The following is a 17912-nucleotide window of genomic DNA, read 5'->3' on the forward strand; positions in this document are numbered from 1 at the left end:
CTGCTCCCCTGCTCCTCTGCTCCCCTGCTCCCCATCTCCCCTGCTCCCCTGCTCCCCCTATCTATGTGTATCAAACTGAAACTAAAAGCCTATCAGGTGCGATCGCTGTTGATTTTTCGGGCTGCTTGAAAGCCTTGGTAAAATTGGGTTTTACCGCCAAGGTCTTCAATTTCCTCAATCTCAACCGGTGCTGCTTGTACCAATACTTCTGGCGAATCCACCTTTGGCTGCTGCAAAGAAAGCTTCGGTTCACCGTACACTAAGGCATAACTACCATCTGCTGTTTTCTGACGCAACCATTTCAGAATAGTCTGTTGTTTGGGGTGGGATAGGTCGCGGGTAACGGGCATAAAATTGGGATCGCTGGGATGTAGAGAAAAAGCCAGTTCCAGAATGGCGCGGTGTTCTTTCACTGACTCATAGTTACCGAGGTTCACCAATCTCTTACTCATAATCGGATAGAGATTGCTATATTGTTGAAGAATTGGTTGGATATGGTCGAGCCATGTGGGTTGTTCGGGAACCACATACTCGTCGTGCAGCAGAAGATAGATAAAATCAAATTGCTGTTGTTGTCCTTCAATCTGTCCATCTAGTTGGTATTGAATCATGTAGACTTGACCATCTAGATACTTGCGGGGATTATTAGGATTAGTGGTAACGATAGATAACTCAGCTTTGCCCTCTGGGTTGGTACTCAAACTCGCAGGAAAGGAAAGGGCTGAGGCTGGCGTATTAATCACAGGGATGGTAGCTTTGGGAGGACTTGGATCTGTATCTCGCCCGCCTCCTTGACCTTCAAGTGGGGGTAAAAGAGCAACGGTTATTTTGGCATCAGCCAAGGGTTTACCATAGACCACAGCAAACAAGTTTGTTCGGACTGTCTCTCCCGGTTCGACTCGGTGGACAAAGTTATCAGCACGAATTAGTAAACCGTTGATACTCTCTCGAATGACTACTACCCCATTGGTTGCATTGCTCATCTGAATCAGGGCGAGGGGCTTGTTTTGAATTAACTCAAATATCTCCGGCTGCAATTTCACAGCCCAAATTCCAGAGGTTTGACGTAGCCAGTTTTGTTCACGGTAGGGAATTGTTGTACCCAGTGCAATAAAATCGCTATTTTTGCTAACTTGCTGAGCCTCTTTGGTATTTTCGTCTGTAAGTACCGCTAACTGAATATCGTTAAGGTTTTTCAGACTTCCATAGCCATCTATGAGCGGTAAAGCATTGGCAAAATCGGCGAATACTGTTTTTGTGGCTTCGTCCACCCGACAATCGAAGAAGTTAACATTATCGGCTGTTTTTTCCCCGTTGAGAGGAACCATACGACGACCGAGAACAAAAGAACGGGGTTCCTTGGGTCTATAGGGGCCGATCGCACCGATGACTGTACCAATAGTAAAACGATTGGAAGTACTGTTTGTACTATAGCCGAAAGTAGCCAACCGTATCGATAGTAACCCGTCGCTAGTTGCTTTTTTGAGTTCTAAAAGAAAGCGAGAGTTGCGTAAGTTATCGCCCCATTCTAAATCGGTGAGTACCGATTGGAAACTAGCGGCGGCAGTCTGGTCGCCTGGAGATGCGCCTTCTTGACGACCAAATAAGATGTCTCGAAAGGCGGCTGGCTCGAAATTAGCAGTCAGCAAATGAGGAATTTTGCCGTCGGTGAGTCGGATTTTCAGCCCCCAAATCTGCGAGGCTAGCTGCCATTGCGGATCAAGATCTACTAACTTACCACCAACGCGATCGTTAGAACCGTCGATGAAAAGACCGACTGCTGGATCAACAGTAGCATCTGTAGTGCCACTGCCATCTTGGTAGTGAACAGATTGTACTTTGCAATTGATTAAACGGTACGCCCCAGAGCCAATCGAATTCCACCAACCATTAGCCACATTTCCTTGCTGGAAATTTTGAAACCGATCCTCAAACGTCGCATTATCGAAGTGGCGAACATCATTATTGACAGTTGAGACATCTGCCTGAAAGTCGCCTGCAAATGTCAGCCGCAGGTTATCTAAATAGCTCATTTATATTCCGGTTTTTTCAGTGTAAATAACTAGTTTCTTGTTTTATAACTGGAAAAAACACGGTTTATCAGGCTTATTTACAATCATTTACTAATATACTTTTAAATAGCATATTGACAAGGTTTTTCAAATATAGAATACTTTAAAAAATTCTAATTTACTCTATTTAAGTCTTTAAAAATAGTGATTAATTTAAAATTTTACATCACTTAAAATTCTTTAATTACTCTAGAGATAAAAAATTCAATGATTGAAAGCATTTTCGCAGAAAACATGAATTAAGTAGGGGCGTACAGCTGTACGCCCCTACAGTGGATTCATTTGTTGTAAAAATTTTGGGAAATTGTATTAATTGTTTGAATTTCACAAAAAAAACTACAAATGCAAATTTTTTACTCAATCAGCGCAAAGTCAGAAATAGACTTAATCCCTGGTTCCTGTCCGCGCAAAACAGAATTACCATTGAATAATTGACGCTGATCGATAGATGGGGCATTGAGCCAGTCTGATGCTTGCATCTGCCCAGTTTGACTATAAGCTGCTAAGGCATTTTCATAACAAACTGCTCTCACATGTTCTTCAGGAATGCCCCTGTCTAACATTAACTGAGCAGTTTTCGGCACAGCTAACGGATCACTGATACCCCAATCAGCACTACTATCTACAATAATGCGATCGCATCCATACTGGCGGACAATCTCTACCATCCTGGCATTACCCATCTTCGTTTGTGGGTAAATGGTAAAAGCTGCCCAAAAGCCGCGTTTGAGAACTTCCTCAACAGTTTCTTCGTTGTTGTGGTCAATAATTACTTGTGAGGGATCTAAGCCATATTCAATGCAGCGATCCATACTACGGCTAGCACCCGCTTTCTTATTGCGATGGGGAGTATGAATTAGCACCAGCATATCGAGTTCTTTGGCTAATTCTAATTGTTGGCAAAAGTATTTATCTTCTGCTTCTGTCATATCGTCATAGCCAATTTCGCCAATGGCTACAACTCCCTCTTTACAAGCATAAAGCGGTAGCAGTTCCATAACTTCTGCTGCCAGGGCTTCGTTGTTAGCTTCTTTGGGATTTAAGCCAATTGTGCAGTAATGTTGGATACCGAACTGTTTAGCACGAAACCGTTCCCACCCTACAAGACTGCTAAAGTAGTCTTTGAATGTGCCAGCGCTAGTCCGGGGTTGTCCTAGCCAAAAAGCTGGTTCAATAACAGCTACAATACCATACTCCCGCATTACTAAGTAATCATACGTAGTACGGGAACACATGTGAATGTGAGGATCAATAAACATCATACTATTGCTATACGGTAGATAAATTTCTAATGACAACTGACCACTGACAACTGACAACTGACCACTGACAACTGACCAATTACTAAGACAAACTACTCCAACTCAAATCACCTCGTTGAATAGATGAGTGCAAATCTGGGTAACGCGAAAGTAATGCTTGCGCTTCGGGTAAAGGAGATTCAGCACAAGCCAATGCTGCTGCTGCTTGAGAAGTAGTATCTCCATCAGCTAACATTTTTTCCAAATCTGCAATGATTGCAGTATCAGCAAACCGTCCCACAGGTCGCCAAAGTTCTGGTGACACTGGGCGTTTGGCTGCCCAACGTTCATGGGCATAATCTGCTAACATCCTTGCCAATTCTGGGTTAGCACGACTATCCAAACCCCAAATGAGATGCAAAGGACTGCCTACAAACAAAGCCTTCAGCACCATTTGATTCCAGGCAATATCATCTAAATATTTTGCAGGATAAGGGTTGCGTAGTGCGATCGCACTGAATACATTACTCATATTGCTGCGAATTCCCTCGGCAGCACGTTGACGATGTAACTCTGGATGTGGCAACAAAGGCAAACTTTGATACAGGACAACTAACTCCCCCATATCGGCGGTGGTGAAAACTTGATCGAGCGATCGCACATACTGCTGTGTATCATCGCTAGGCAAAGCTAAAAGTAAGAGTATACGCCCTGCTTGATCTACACTCCAATGACCAGGAAACCAACCAGGAAGCACAGCCTGGGCTGCTTCCAAGTCCTCAGATGTTAACTGCAAATTCTCCTTACCTAGATAACGCGGTACAGCACTGAAAGCAGTAAAAAAAACTCGAGCAGCAGCGCTGCTAGCAATCTGTGCCTGCTTCTGTTCTAACCAAGCAATACCTTTGTCTGAAGCAGACTTTAACAGCCATTGATGCAGTAACTCGTTTACCCTAGTCATGATTGATTCAAAAGAAGTTTTCCAACTTTTTTCTTTGATAGACAAGTGTCAAACTTGCTACTAAAATCGATACTGTTTTATTAAAACACACCTCAAACCCATATAGTAATTTTACTGAAACTATAAAAATATACCTAATTTAAATAAGATACTGTAAAGATCTCCTTTATAAGAGTAAGAATCTGAAGTCACTTTCAGCAAAAACATTTAGAGTAAATGTAGTAATAATATCGTTTGCCAGTTACGGAGCTTAAGTTTCTAGCAGTTTTATATGATTTGTCAAATCTTACGTATGGGGTGTTAAATGTGGTAATAACTTTGTAACCTTGCGCCCCTACGTTAACTGATAACAGCCATCACTCATTTAAATCATTGATTAATTGGCTCGATTAGTCTAATAATATCAAGTTCGTTTAAACACTTATTATATTGTGGGGGTTGGTAATGGGTAATGGGTAATGGGTGAGATGTGATGACTAATAGTAAAATCCAATTCCCAATTCCCAATTCCCAAAAAGACCAACCATATTGTAAGTAATTAGCCGAACTTGATATAAATTATCTCTGGGTGCAAGTGTTGGTATGGATTTATATTTCTCAAGTTTCTGCCATTTTAATTGAATTATTGGATATATTTACTGTTAATTTAAAAGTCATATTAACAAAATGTTTATTGAACAAAAGACTATACTTAATCTGCAACCAATTAAACAATGTGTACGTGTAACATTTAACTATGATGTTCACTTCACTAGAGGATTATTTGAATTAAACAATCCTTTACTGGCACAAGTAATTGCCGCAGATCAACAGACAACAGCAAAACAAGTGGTAACAGTAATAGATGGAGGATTGTTACAGTATCAGAGTAAGTTGTTAGAAAAATTATCAGTTTATGCCCAGCATTATGAAAATATATTCACCTTAAGCGGGGAGCCAATAATAGTTCCGGGTGGAGAAACAGTTAAGAACGATTCTAGATTTATAGAGCAAATTCATCAGCGCATCAATATATGTGGATTGTGTCGCCACTCCTACGTGTTAGCCATTGGCGGTGGGGCTGTTCTGGACATGGCAGGATATGCAGCAACAACGGCTCACCGAGGAATTCGGTTGTTACGAGTGCCGACCACAGTGTTAGCGCAAAATGATTCGGGTGTAGGGGTAAAAAATGGTATCAATGCCTTTGGTAAGAAAAACTTTCTCGGCACATTCATGCCGCCTTATGCTGTATTAAATGACTTTGATTTTCTGACTACTCTTGATGAGCGAGACTGGCGTTCTGGTATTGCGGAAGCTGTGAAGGTAGCGCTGATTAAAGATGGCGATTTCTTTGATTTCATCATGAATTATGCCGATAAATTAGGTAAGCGAGACATGGAAATCATGGAACAGTTAATTTATCGGTGTTCTCAGTTACATTTAGAGCATATTGCAGGTAGTGGCGACCCCTTTGAAATGGGTTCATCCCGTCCTTTAGATTTCGGACATTGGGCAGCCCACAAACTAGAATATTTAACCAATTACAGTTTACGTCATGGTGAAGCCGTAGCCATTGGCATTGCCTTGGACAGCACCTATTCATATTTAGCAGGGCTACTTTTGCAATCGGAATGGCAAAGGATTCTAGGCACACTCAATAAATTAGGGTTTACATTGTACGTATCCGCACTCACAGAACAATTAGATCAACCAGATCATCCCCATTGCCTATTTAGAGGGCTTACCGAATTCCGCGAACACTTAGGAGGAGAATTGACAATCACCCTTCTACAAGGAATTGGACAGGGTATAGAAGTTCACCAAGTGGATTTGTCTTTGTACAGAAAAGCGATTTTGATGCTACGAGATTGGGAATAGGGAATTGGGAATAGGGAATTGGGAATAGGGAATTGGGAATAGGGAATTGGGAATGGGGCAATTTCCAATCTTAATTTCTCCGGTATTTGGACTCCTACTAATTACGAATTACGAATTACGAATTACTACAGCTACCATCTACACAGAATGGCGATTGATAAGTAGTAGAACGCTTGCCAAAGATAGTATAACGGTTGTCACGGATTTGTTCGTAAAAGCGATCGCCTGCCCACTTCATCCCTGGTAATGCCCGATAAGCGTCTACAAATATACTTCCTACTGGCAGTAACCGCCCAATCTCCTCAGCCGCGTTACTGCCTTGCCAACGCCTTTCAGGTTGATTACCATCAATTAAAATCATTCCCTGTTCGCAATCTTGGGCTGTAATTCCCCACTGTAAAAGTGTCTGCTCATCTTGCATAGGAGCGTAGCGAAACAACTTTCCCTGGTCTAGATTTTCTAGCAATTGGACTAGGGTAACGCAGAGATTACAATTTCCGTCGTAGATTACGTAGTAAGTCATGAAAATAACGGCTCTTTGACAATGACCATGTGTCTGAATGCTACTTCAGTATTATAACTCAGAAAAAAGGCGTAAATTAGCGAATAATTCAAAACAACAGCTTCAATTTGTTGACTAATCACTGATTACTGATGACTATGAACAGTTGGGATGAAATATTTTTTTATTTGTCAGTTCCCAATTTCCAGTCATTTTTACTTATACATAATATCGTCAAGTTGAAATTTTAGATTTGGCAAAATATAAGAGTAAATAGTATCTCCTAAACGATATTGTTGCTGTTGGTACACACTGTTAACTAACTGACATACAGTGAATGTGGGTTGTTTGGGATTACCGATAAATTGCAAACCACCCAAGCCGCGAAAGTCCACAATCCAATATTTTGGAATGTTAAGAAAAGCGTATTCTTCCACTTTTCTTGCATAATCATCCTGCCAATTAGTGCTAACAACTTCAACAACAAGCTTGATTGTACTGCCGTTACAAATAATAGGTTCTTTTTGCCATAGTGGTTCTTTACTCAGTTCTGCTTTATCTAAAACAATTACGTCAGGACGCAGCGCTGTGGCTTCAGCAGCAGGTGGTTTAATGAGACAATTTTTTGGAACTAGCCAGTTAAAATTAGAATTAAAAATTTCGACATAGATTCTACCTGCAATAGTACCTGCAACAGCTTCGTGAGGCCCTGTAGGTTCCATGTCTCTTAGTTCTCCGTCGATTAGTTCATAGCGTGTATTGTCACCATATTGGACTATAAATTCCTCGAAAGTCAGTACTTTGGGGGAGGTGTAAGTCATAAATATTGTTTTGACTTGACGTATCTTGATTTTAGCAAAAGCATTTTGATGCTCATCTAGCAATCATGTGCAGTACCAAGCATTGTAAGAACTGATTCGTAAAGAAAATCTTAAGGATACTCAATTGATTACTAGGTCTGAGTTTCAGTGATTAGATGCTTTATTGACTAAAATTACTGAAACCCTTATAAGACAAGTACTTTACTTGAGTTTACAAATTAGCTCTAACAATGCAAGCCGATGCATTAACAAGGCCATCCCCGCATTCACAAAATATCTGATAATCTCAAGCACATCTAAATTGGATAGTCAAAGACTGATGACTGATGACAGTCATCGGTCATCAGTTATCAGTCATCAGTCATCAACCATCAATCAACACGATTATATATGTAACTTTTATGTGAAACATATTACACTTAAATTTAGTGTTTTTTGGGGTGAGAACGATGCTAGAAGAGAAAATCTTAAGTATTGATTTTGCTCAAGAAGATGCTGTTTCAAAAATTGTGCCGCGATCGCCCCTCAATTCCAGTTATCATGCTCGCTGGAATAGCATTCGTTTAGATCACCATCGGCAGCCTGCCTACGAAACCCCCGAACATTCTTTTCAACAGCATATTATCACCGTTTGCCTAGAACCTGGCATAATCAAGTCAGAACGAGTGTTTAACGGACGCCTCCAGGATGAGGATATAGCTTATGGGGATGTTGTGATTATTCCGGCAAACACCCATCATATATCGCGCTGGCAATCAGAAGCAGAATTTCTCATCCTGAGTTTAGAACCAGCTTTTTTGACTCGTGCTGCTTTTGAGTCAATAGATTTTCAAAGCGTAGAGATTATACCACATTGTGCCGCACCCAATCCTTTGATTCAGCAGGTCGGGTTGGCACTCAAGTCAGAGTTAGAATCAGATCACAGGGGTAGTCGCATCTACATTGAATCTCTCACAACTACACTCTGCATTCACCTGTTGAAACACTATTCTGTATCCCGTGAGAAGATTTTATTTGACGCTAACGCTAAAGGTCTTTCACCCCGGAACTTGCAACAAGTAATTGACTACATCAACGATAACTTAGAAAAAGATTTGAGTTTGGCTGAAATTTCTCAGATAGTAGGAATGAGTATTTATCATTTTTCACGGCTATTCAAACAGTCAACAGGTTTCACACCTCATCAATATGTGCTGAATAGTAGAATTGAAAAAGCAAAACATCTATTGAGTAAAACGGAAAAACCTATAGAGCAAATATGTGAACAAGTGGGTTTTGAAAGTCAAAGTCACTTCACAAATGTCTTTCGTAAACTGGTTGGTATCACACCCAAAGTCTACAGGGTAAAAGTTAAATAAAGGATGAAGTAGCATTTCTCAGTCTACAAAATGACCATACATAAATGGCCAAAAAAATATTTTTTACTTCTGAACCATAATTTTAATCAGCATGTACACTAGAATCTCAGAGGATGTCTAATAAGTAGAAAATATTTTTTTCTACTTATTAGACATTTCTGAATTTCAGACTTCATCCTTTACACTTTATCCTTCATGAGATACAAACTCTTAGGTAAAAGCGGGTTACGAGTCTCAGAACTGTGCTTAGGCACCATGACCTTTGGTGAAGACTGGGGTTGGGGTGCATCTGTCGATGAAAGCCGTAAAATCTTTGATACCTTTGTAGAAGCAGGGGGTAATTTCATTGACACGGCTAATGGTTACACTGATGGTAGTAGTGAAAAGATTGTCGGTGAATTGATTGCCCAAGACCGAGAACGTTTTGTAGTTGCTACTAAGTATTCCTTTCCCTTGCGGATGAATGAAAGTAAGGGCGACCCGAATGCTAGTGGTAACCATCGTAAGAATTTGATGCAATCCCTAGAAGGTAGCCTCAAACGATTGAATACCGACTACATTGATTTATTCTGGTTACATGCTTGGGACTTCACAACGCCAGTAGAAGAAGTCATGCGATCGCTTGATGATGCGGTTCGCCAAGGCAAAATACTTTACATCGGCATTTCCGATACACCTGCTTGGATCATTGCCCAAGCTAACACAATCGCCCAATATCAAGGATGGACGCAATTTGTCGCTTTGCAAATTGAGTATAATTTAATTCAGCGAACACCAGAACGGGATTTGCTACCATTGGCAAAAGCTTTTGATTTGGCGGTGACACCGTGGGCACCTCTAGCTGCTGGTGTGTTGACAGGTAAGTATAACAAGCCCCTGCAACCAGGTGAAGAACAGGGACGACTGGCAAATGCTGCCATGGGAAGTATTTCAGAACGCAGTTTAGCGATCGCTGAAGTTGTCAGTCAAGTAGCTTCAGAAATTGGACGTACACCTTCACAGGTAGCAATAGCTTGGTTACGCGCTCAAAGTGGCATAATTATCCCGATTATTGGCGCACGCAAACTGACGCAGTTTCAAGATAACTTGGCGAGTCTAGATGTTACTCTATCAGGTGAGCATTTACAACGCCTGAATGAAGTCAGTCAAATTGAACTTGGTTTTCCCCATGACTTCTTAGCGAATGACACGATCCGCGATCGCCTTTTCGGTGGCACCTTCAATGCCATAGACAATTATCGCGTGTAAGTGAGTAAATTTAACAATTCTCTAGTATGACTAAGATAATAGCTCAATAACCTGTTAATACCATCTGTCTAGAGAGAGTTCCAAAAACTAAACGACTATCTGTAGACTGTTTATATCGATCCAAGACGGTAGAATCATGAGCGACAACACACTTGCATCACGTTTGTACCCTACCCGTATTGACATTCCCGCCCAAGCGCGAGTGCAAATCGTGGTCATTCTCAATCAAACCTTGGCAGCTACTTTGGATTTGAAAACCCAAACCAAACAAGCCCATTGGAACGTTAAAGGAACTGATTTCTATCAGCTACACGAATTGTTTGATGAAATAGCTGGTGAATTAGAAGAATACGTTGATATGGTTGCCGAACGCATCACCGCTTTGGGTGGATACGCCGTAGGCACAGCCCGCGCCGCTGCTAGCAATTCGATTCTGCCAGAATATCCTTTTGATATTTTGGACGGTAAAGAGCATGTCACAGCTTTGGCAGATCGCTTTGCACCCTATGCTAAGCATCTCAGGGAAGCGATCGACAAAACTAATGAATTAGGCGATGCGGATACAGCCGACCTTTACACCGAAATTTCTCGTACCATTGACAAACGACTCTGGTTCTTAGAAGCTCATTTGCAAGTATCAGAAGTCAAAGGAGAGAATGGGGCAGCAGGTGCTACTAAAACTCAAAAGACTGCTGCTGTAAAATAAGCACTTTTGAGCAATACACACTTCCTAAAATTTAGTAGTATCTTTTTGGTAAGTACGCCACTTTTTAGTGCGTACTTTTCATTTTACATGCCCATAATTTACTATTTATATAGTTGAACAACAAATCTAATATTAATTCATAATGAGTAATTAAAACTGAAAAAAGTTGCTTTACAGCAGTTTGCAAGTAAATGAACTACACATTTTAATATGTAAATCTTGTGGGGCAGGCATCCTGCCCGCCCTTGTGTAACTGATTTATATGAAATGTGCTTTCAGCAATTGTTACTCATTCTGAAGTTTATCTTTACAGATGATATCTAACAACAAAAAAAACTTGATATTTAGTGAGGTTAACCTATGTCTCAAAATACTATTAACTACCTAATTCATGATAGAAACGCCCGCGGTCACGCTCAGTTTGGCTGGCTCGATAGTTACCACACATTTTCCTTCGGTAGTTTTTATGATCCGAATCGCATGGGATTTCGTTCCCTGCGTGTCATCAACGACGATCGCATCGCTCCTGGTGCCGGATTTCCTACCCATGGTCATCGTGACATGGAAATCCTCACCTATGTGCTGTCAGGTGCAGTAGAGCATAAAGATAGCTTGGGTACAGGGTCAGTAATTCGTCCTGGCGACGCACAAATTATGAGTGCTGGTACTGGAATCCAGCACAGTGAATTTAATCCCTCGTCAACTGAGCCACTCCACCTACTGCAAATCTGGATTTTACCTGACCAGCAAGACTTACCACCAAGGTATGAACAAAAAGCTTTTCCTCTAGAAGAAAAGCGTGGCAAACTACGTTTAATTGCTGCTAAAGATGGACGCGATGGTGCTGTGACAATTCACCAAGATGTTGATTTATATGCATCTGTTTTAGAGCAGGGTGATGTTGTCAATTACCACGTCAAGCCTAATCGTTATGCCTGGTTACAAATAGCTCAAGGTATCGCCACCTTAAATGGTGAAGAATTGAGAGCAGGCGATGGAGTGCAAATCACTGGTGAAGAACAGTTAGAAATCGGCACCAACATCGGTGCAGAAATCTTGCTTTTTGATTTAGGCTGATAGGCAAAAACACATCTAGTAGTTCACCACGCCAATTTTGACAGGTGAAGACCGGGGAAAGGGAAAAGGGGAAAGGGAAAGAAATTAAAAACCTTTCCCCTTTTCCCCTTACCCAATCCCTGTGCCTGTCAAAATCTTTTTGGCAGGCTACTAGTCGTTTTTTGTCATTAGTCATTAGTCATTAGTCATTTGTATTTACAAAGGACTAATGACTAATAAGCTAAAACACATTTAGTTTGCATAACTAAATTCTTAAAATTCTTGTGGGGTGGGCATCTTGCCCGCCCAGTATATGCAAGTTAAATGTGGAACAGCTTATCAAGTTTGGATAAATAGTTATAATTCCTACAGTCATTGCACCCCACCCCTAACCCCTCCCCATTCACCGGGCTACAGTGTACACACAAGTCAAAAAAACCATTACCACAAAAGATTTGAGTCTGGTAGGATGCGTTATCGCGCCAGCGTAACGCACCGCAAATCTCTGGCGGTGCGTTAGGACGCTTCGTCCATAACGCACCCTACAAAACGAGATTTGGAGTGATTAAATCACTTGTGTGTACACTGTAGGTTCCTTGGGCTACTTGGATTATTGCTCGACTTGGTGGTTGGTCTGGTTACAAGTCTCAAAAACCTCCCGGTATTACTACTTTGGTTCGCGGTCTTGAGCAATTTGAATCCACCTTTGTTGCGTGGAAACTCGCTCTGGGCAAACTTGTGTGTACACCGTAGATTCACCGGGAGGGGAAACTTTGATGTAAGTCAAAGGTGGGGTGGGGTTCTTCGCTTCTTCCCCTGCTCCCCTGCTCCCCTGCTCCCCTACTCAGGCATCACTGGGCTTAAAGGGTCTAAAGGACTTGTAAAAACAAAATAGATGACTCCAGCGCCGAGAATCATGATGGCGAGACTGAAGAGGATCACCCATCGGTCTGTGGGTTCATAAGTGTCTTCCTCGATATCACGGCGAACAGCAAAATAGTGTCCTGTTGACAGCCATACCGTAATTAAACCCACCAGTGAGAAGACTAAACCTAACTTCCAGCCGGTGCCGGGACGTGGAACTAAGGGTACTTGGAAGGCACGCAAACGCACAATAACTACACCAAAACCCAACAAAGCGATCCCTGTCCGCATCCAAGCCAGGTAGGTACGCTCGTTTGCTAGGTGATCCCGTATTCGTGACGGATTCAGTCGTCCTGGTTTCTTCTTATCTTTATCTTCTTCGACGGGTTTCGACTTTAACTGCATTAATAACACCCTTATGCCTGACGAGGCTCCTCTCCAAAAAATACCCAAGTAGTAGCAAATCTCTTTCCAGATAATTTGCATCCAGGGAGATAATTGCACTACCGAAATATACTTTATATGTTTGTTCATTATTTTCAAAATTTATTTTAGTGCAGATATCTAAATAAAGCAAGCCAGGTATGATTAAAAGCCAAAAGAAATCAGCCAAAATCAAAGAGATTTTTCACCAGTACTTTTCCTGTTACTTCTCTGATTTTGGCTGTTACCCCATGTTAAATTGATATGAGATTGAGAAAAACTGTTCTCAGGATAGATTTTGCATGTCAAACTCAGGAATTCTCAGTAGGCGCATTTGGAACTCGTGTATCTATAAGAGCCTGGGATACATTGGGAATAAACCAGTTAACATCATTAGCTTTGACAATTTGGACATTAGGAACGTTGACTTCAATTGCATCGGTTTCTGGATTTCGTTTAATCGTCAACCGATTACCATCAGCTATCTTAATTGCAACTGGTTCTGTAAATTCTTCAACTTGTTGATCTGGGGTTAAACCTACAAGTTTGGCATCATTCGGAAGATAGAATCCATCACAATCCCAATTATTTCTAGTGGCTTGACCGTCAGCTAAAAAATACAGTCCATTGTCGTATAAGTAATCTTCATTTTCTTCTTCATTTGGGTTTTTACCGTATACAGCTATGGTCTTGCCAGTTTGATTATCACACTGACCCCAGTTGATGCCCGTCTCTAAAGCATATTTTTGGAATTCTAACTCATCAATTTTCTTCTGAGTTTCTTCAGGTGTCAGTCCTTCGAGTTGAGTTTGAGCATCTTTGACTTGAGATAGTTTTTTAATTGCTTTAGTTACTTCTATATAGTCGGGGTTTTTGCTCAATTTTGGTCTGTCAGCAAATGAAGGTTGAGCAAAGGCTAAATTTGCAAAAATCATCAAAACGATTAAGCAATATTTCCAGAATTTCATGGTTTTTATCCTGCTGATTGACACTAGATTTTGCACTTTAATAACTACTTTCACTAAAAACTTCATGATGCACCTTTTAATTACATAATTAATTGTTTAAATATTCAGGCAATAGTTGATAATTGACAAGGAAAAATTAGGAGAAATATAACTCAGTAGGTGGACATAATTAAATGTCAAATGCCAATCACATGAACTTGCTCAGGGACAGGCTTTTACCTCCTGCCTCCTGCCTCTTGCCTGCTTAACGGGGAAACATTGCAAAACTAGGTAAAAGTTGAAATGAGCCGCTTTTAATCAGGATAGAGAATCCCACATACATCAACACAAATGGAAAGACTTTGCGACCATAGCGAGCTAAAACAGGAGCCAACAAAGGATTACTAGTCAAGTGATAAGAGAGAAAGCACCATAACCCAACAGTTGCATAGCACACACACAATATCACGCCTAAACTGGGGAGATTGGAGCTAGCAAACAACGGCACATAAATCCCAATGTTGTTTCCGCCATTAGCAATGGTAACTGCCGAAACTCGATAAGTTTGGGGATCGCGTATAGTTGCCAATAGTGATTTCTTTCGGGAGTGAGATGGAGCAGTGGATGATAAAACTGATACAGCTTGGATTGCCTCTTCTTCCACTTTGCGGCTCAATAGATGACTAATACCAATAGCGATCGGCAGCAAACCCAGCAATCCAATCCAAGCCTCTGGAATCACTAGACCACCAAGGAATCCGGGCATACTAGCAAGCACTAATGCCGTGAATCCCAGAAATTCACCAAGAATAATATGCTTAGGTCGAAAATGATGATTGACTTTGCCAAAGAAGGCCGTTAAGTATAAATTGTCATCAAATGTGGTAGCAAAAGCCGCAGAAATCCCAATAAGTAATGTACTAAATAGCCAACTGTTCATATGCACATATCTCTCTTTAACTACCGAGCGATGTCTGACGACAGTCGCTGCGCGTCTTTTGCTAACGCGCTTGTTCGTTTGACTGGTATCTACAATCTTTGCCTTAGCTGTTTGGGCCCGGTGCTAAAGGCTTGATTTATACTGTATGCAAACTAACCGATAGAATCAAATGCTTTTTTTTGTCAAAATGATAAATGCAACTGATTGAAATTTGACATTCGTTTTTTGGGAAACTTGAAATGGCAGGGATGACGCTTGAGCAGCTAAAAATCTTTATCGCCGTGGCAGAACATCTACACTTTACCCGTGCAGCTGAAGAACTTTATATTACACAACCTGCCGTCAGTGCAGCGATCCACAACTTAGAGCAAGAATACGGAGTTAAGCTGTTCCATCGCATTGGTCGCCATATCGAAATTGCAGAAGCTGGCAAGTTACTACAAGTAGAGGCACGGAAAATTCTCGATCAAGTAGCTTTGACAGAACGGGGATTGCGGGAATTGAACAATCTGCAACGTGGTGAATTGAAATTAGGATCGAGTTTGACAATTGGTAACTACTGGCTACCAAGCAAGATTAGTGAATTTAAAAGTAAGTATCCTGGTATTCAGATTAACTGTACTCTTGCCAATGCAGAAACGATTTGCGTGGGAACAGCAATGGGACAGTTTGATTTGGGTTTAGTGGAAGGAGATGTCAAACCAGCACTTCAGAGTACTCTAGAATACGAAATTGTGGGGAGCGATCGCTTACAAATTGTAGTAGGCAAATCTCATCCTTGGTTTGAACGCAAAGAAATTGAGTTAAGTGAACTGACAAAGACTCCTTGGGTAATGCGAGTTCCTGAATCTGGAACCCAACAAAGGTTTGAAGAAGCGTTGCAAAATTGGGGTATTAATTTGAGTGAACTCAATGTAATTTTGGTGTTCAATAGCGGTGAAATGGCAAAAGCAGCTATTGAGAATGGAGAAGGTGCTACTGGGATTTCTGAGTTGATGGTAAAAAAAGAAATACAACTGGGAACTTTACGAGCAATTAAAGTGATTGATAATAGAAATGGTTCTGGTGCGATCGCGGAAATAGTTCGACCTTTTTTCAAACTCAAGCATCGGCAGCGGTTTCAAACAGCACTCTCTACAGCTTTTGAACAGATGTTAATATCGTGTGCAAATGGCTCAAATCATCATAATCAATAGTCATTAGTCAATCATTATATATCGATATAGCTCCTATACCCAATGACGCCAGTTGCAAAGGCTGTCGGTAAACCATGCGTGTAGTCCCTCCTGGTGAGACACTTGATTCAGCAGCTCTGCCGACAATCAAAGGAAGTGGCGTAAAGACTCCCAAGATCGGACTGCCTCACTACCAGGCATTCTTTCCAATGCCTAATGCCCTTTTTATGGCTCTTTATTACTTTGGACTATTGAAAGCAATAATAGAATATTTTCCGCAATAATTGAAAAGACGTGAGATCGTTTAATTTGTAAACTAGACTTTATCATTCACCTTTGGGTAGATTGTGCAAAATTTCTAAAGCGGTATATTTGGGTGAAATATCACAAAATGCTTGAGAAAGCGTCATGCTAAATCAGTAAAATTCAACTTTAAACCTCAATTCCTGATTCAGTTCTGCTTAATTAGTTAATGTTTTAAGTTGTTCTTAGGTTGCCTGTAAGTCATGACATCCCCTGAGCCTCAAACCGATTTTGGAGATCAGCTTCCCCAGACCTCCTACGAGCCACCCCGCAAACAACGGCGGTGGCTTCGGTTATTGTTAGCTTTACTACTAATCATAGGGGGTGGAACAGCTGTAGTTTGGCGTTTGCTCACTCCTGCAAACCAACAATCTGCCTCCACTAATGCTCAACCTCCAGGGGTAAGAGTCAAAGTAGCCCCAGTCCAAATCGGCACAATTGACGAAAGTACAGAATATATCGCCAGCCTAGAGTCTCGGCGTTCCGTGACACTCCAGCCGAGAATTCAAGGTCAAGTTAGCCAAATATTTGTCAGGTCGGGAGATACAATCGCAACGGGAGCGGCAGTGATCCAAGTAGACCCCAGACAACAACAAGCAGCAGTCACTAGTATCGATGCTGCTGCCCAAGCATCTAAGGCACAGTTGGCGAATGCCCGCGCTACACTCAAATCCCTAGAAGCGGAACGTTTATCCAATATTGCTGATTTGCAATTGAATCAGCAGGACTACAACAGGTATGCGACCTTGGCAGATCAAGGAGCCGTAGCTCGACAAATAAAGGAGCAGTATGCCAATAAGCTTGCCACAGCCAAGGCTAATCTCGGTGTAATTAATTCCAGGATTGATGCCCAGAAAGCTAGTATATTGCAGGCTGAAAAGGACTTGCAGCAAGCTCAGGCAAATACTGAACAACAACAAGTTCAGCTCCAGTACTACCGAATTACCGCTCCTTTTGATGGCACAGTCGGCGATATCCCAGTGAAAATAGGTGACTTTGTTAACACTTCCACACAGCTAGTGACAATTACTCAAAACAGACCTTTAGAAGTCAAAATATCTGTGCCAATAGAGAAAGGGCCAGAATTACGTAAGGGGATGCCTGTGGAGTTATTGAATACACAAGGTCAAGTCATAGGTACTAGTCGCGTATTTTTCATCGCGCCAAATACAAATAATAATACCCAGTTAATACTGATTAAAGCACTTTTTAACAACTCAAAAGGTGAGCTACGGGCAGATCAATTGGTGCGAGCTAGAGTGGTGTGGAATGAGCGTTCTGGAGTCTTAATTCCAACTTCAGCAGTCTCTCGTGTGGCTGGAGAAACTTTTGTCTATGTAGCCGAAACGGAAACATCTCCAAAAGGAGTATCGCAACTGGTAGCTAGGCAAAAACAGGTAAAATTAGGCAATATTAGAGGTAATAATTACCAAGT

The 17912-nt window shown here is 41.4% G+C and carries 15 protein-coding genes and 1 pseudogene; 8 read left to right on the forward strand and 8 right to left on the reverse strand.

Features of this window, described 5'->3' with window-relative positions; translation table 11 throughout:
- Positions 1-92 precede the first annotated feature (92 nt).
- The 3 genes from I8748_RS27140 to I8748_RS27150 all read right to left on the reverse strand — a co-directional run bounded on the left by I8748_RS27140 (position 93) and on the right by I8748_RS27150 (position 4274).
- On the reverse strand, positions 93-2033 hold the full coding sequence (locus tag I8748_RS27140) for a hypothetical protein (protein ID WP_198127623.1): 1941 nt from the start codon (positions 2031-2033) through the stop codon (positions 93-95).
- Positions 2034-2425: 392 nt separating this feature from the next.
- Positions 2426-3391 (reverse strand): TatD family hydrolase, encoded by a 966-nt coding sequence (locus I8748_RS27145; RefSeq protein ID WP_225896566.1) that lies wholly within the window; start codon positions 3389-3391, stop codon positions 2426-2428.
- Between the two features lie 25 nt (positions 3392-3416).
- Positions 3417-4274 carry an EboA family metabolite traffic protein gene (locus tag I8748_RS27150; protein ID WP_198127624.1) on the reverse strand — a complete coding sequence of 286 codons (858 nt, stop codon included), beginning with the start codon at positions 4272-4274 and terminating at the stop codon, positions 3417-3419.
- Between the two features lie 666 nt (positions 4275-4940).
- Between I8748_RS27150 and I8748_RS27155 the strand changes: the two genes are divergently transcribed.
- Positions 4941-6134 carry a 3-dehydroquinate synthase gene (locus I8748_RS27155; protein WP_198127625.1) on the forward strand — a complete coding sequence of 398 codons (1194 nt, stop codon included), beginning with the start codon at positions 4941-4943 and terminating at the stop codon, positions 6132-6134.
- Positions 6135-6249: 115 nt separating this feature from the next.
- On the opposite strand, the gene I8748_RS27160 is transcribed toward I8748_RS27155, so the two are convergent.
- A complete protein-coding gene (locus I8748_RS27160; protein ID WP_198127626.1) occupies positions 6250-6657 on the reverse strand; it encodes a thiol-disulfide oxidoreductase DCC family protein in 408 nt (135 codons plus the stop codon).
- 194 nt (positions 6658-6851) lie between these two features.
- The gene (locus I8748_RS27165; RefSeq protein WP_198127627.1) at positions 6852-7457 is read right to left on the reverse strand and encodes a Uma2 family endonuclease; all 606 of its coding nucleotides are present in this window, start codon (positions 7455-7457) and stop codon (positions 6852-6854) included.
- Between the two features lie 449 nt (positions 7458-7906).
- Here I8748_RS27165 and I8748_RS27170 point away from each other — a divergent pair, with 449 nt between their 5' ends.
- The 5 genes and pseudogenes from I8748_RS27170 to I8748_RS36375 form a co-directional block, all read left to right on the forward strand.
- The gene (locus I8748_RS27170; protein WP_198127628.1) at positions 7907-8815 is read left to right on the forward strand and encodes a helix-turn-helix domain-containing protein; all 909 of its coding nucleotides are present in this window, start codon (positions 7907-7909) and stop codon (positions 8813-8815) included.
- A 195-nt stretch (positions 8816-9010) separates the two neighbouring features.
- Positions 9011-10063 (forward strand): aldo/keto reductase, encoded by a 1053-nt coding sequence (locus I8748_RS27175; protein WP_198127629.1) that lies wholly within the window; start codon positions 9011-9013, stop codon positions 10061-10063.
- A 136-nt stretch (positions 10064-10199) separates the two neighbouring features.
- Entirely contained in the window at positions 10200-10769 is a 570-nt protein-coding gene (gene dps, locus I8748_RS27180) for a DNA starvation/stationary phase protection protein Dps (RefSeq protein ID WP_198127630.1), read from the forward strand.
- Positions 10770-11129: 360 nt separating this feature from the next.
- Entirely contained in the window at positions 11130-11846 is a 717-nt protein-coding gene (locus I8748_RS27185; protein ID WP_198127631.1) for a pirin family protein, read from the forward strand.
- Positions 11847-12422: 576 nt separating this feature from the next.
- A pseudogene (locus tag I8748_RS36375) lies at positions 12423-12578 on the forward strand (IS4-like element ISSysp3 family transposase); the annotation flags it as partial.
- A gap of 87 nt (positions 12579-12665) precedes the next feature.
- Here I8748_RS36375 and I8748_RS27190 read toward each other — a convergent pair.
- The 3 genes from I8748_RS27190 to I8748_RS27200 form a co-directional block, all read right to left on the reverse strand.
- A complete protein-coding gene (locus I8748_RS27190; RefSeq protein ID WP_096553394.1) occupies positions 12666-13094 on the reverse strand; it encodes a YidH family protein in 429 nt (142 codons plus the stop codon).
- 329 nt (positions 13095-13423) lie between these two features.
- Positions 13424-14080, reverse strand: coding sequence for a hypothetical protein (locus I8748_RS27195; protein ID WP_198127632.1), 657 nt, complete (start codon positions 14078-14080; stop codon positions 13424-13426).
- A 244-nt stretch (positions 14081-14324) separates the two neighbouring features.
- Complete coding sequence (locus tag I8748_RS27200; protein WP_198127633.1) at positions 14325-14999, reverse strand: cadmium resistance transporter; 675 nt, start codon at positions 14997-14999, stop codon at positions 14325-14327.
- A gap of 239 nt (positions 15000-15238) precedes the next feature.
- On the opposite strand from I8748_RS27200, the gene I8748_RS27205 reads away from it, so the two are divergent.
- Positions 15239-16195: a LysR substrate-binding domain-containing protein gene (locus I8748_RS27205; protein ID WP_198127634.1), complete on the forward strand. Its 957-nt coding sequence runs from the start codon at positions 15239-15241 to the stop codon at positions 16193-16195.
- Between the two features lie 485 nt (positions 16196-16680).
- The coding region (locus I8748_RS27210; RefSeq protein WP_198127637.1) for an efflux RND transporter periplasmic adaptor subunit at positions 16681-17912 on the forward strand (1232 nt) is incomplete at its 3' end.

The organism is Amazonocrinis nigriterrae CENA67 (assembly GCF_016056305.1).
GTDB classification, from domain to species: Bacteria; Cyanobacteriota; Cyanobacteriia; order Cyanobacteriales; family Nostocaceae; genus Amazonocrinis; species Amazonocrinis nigriterrae.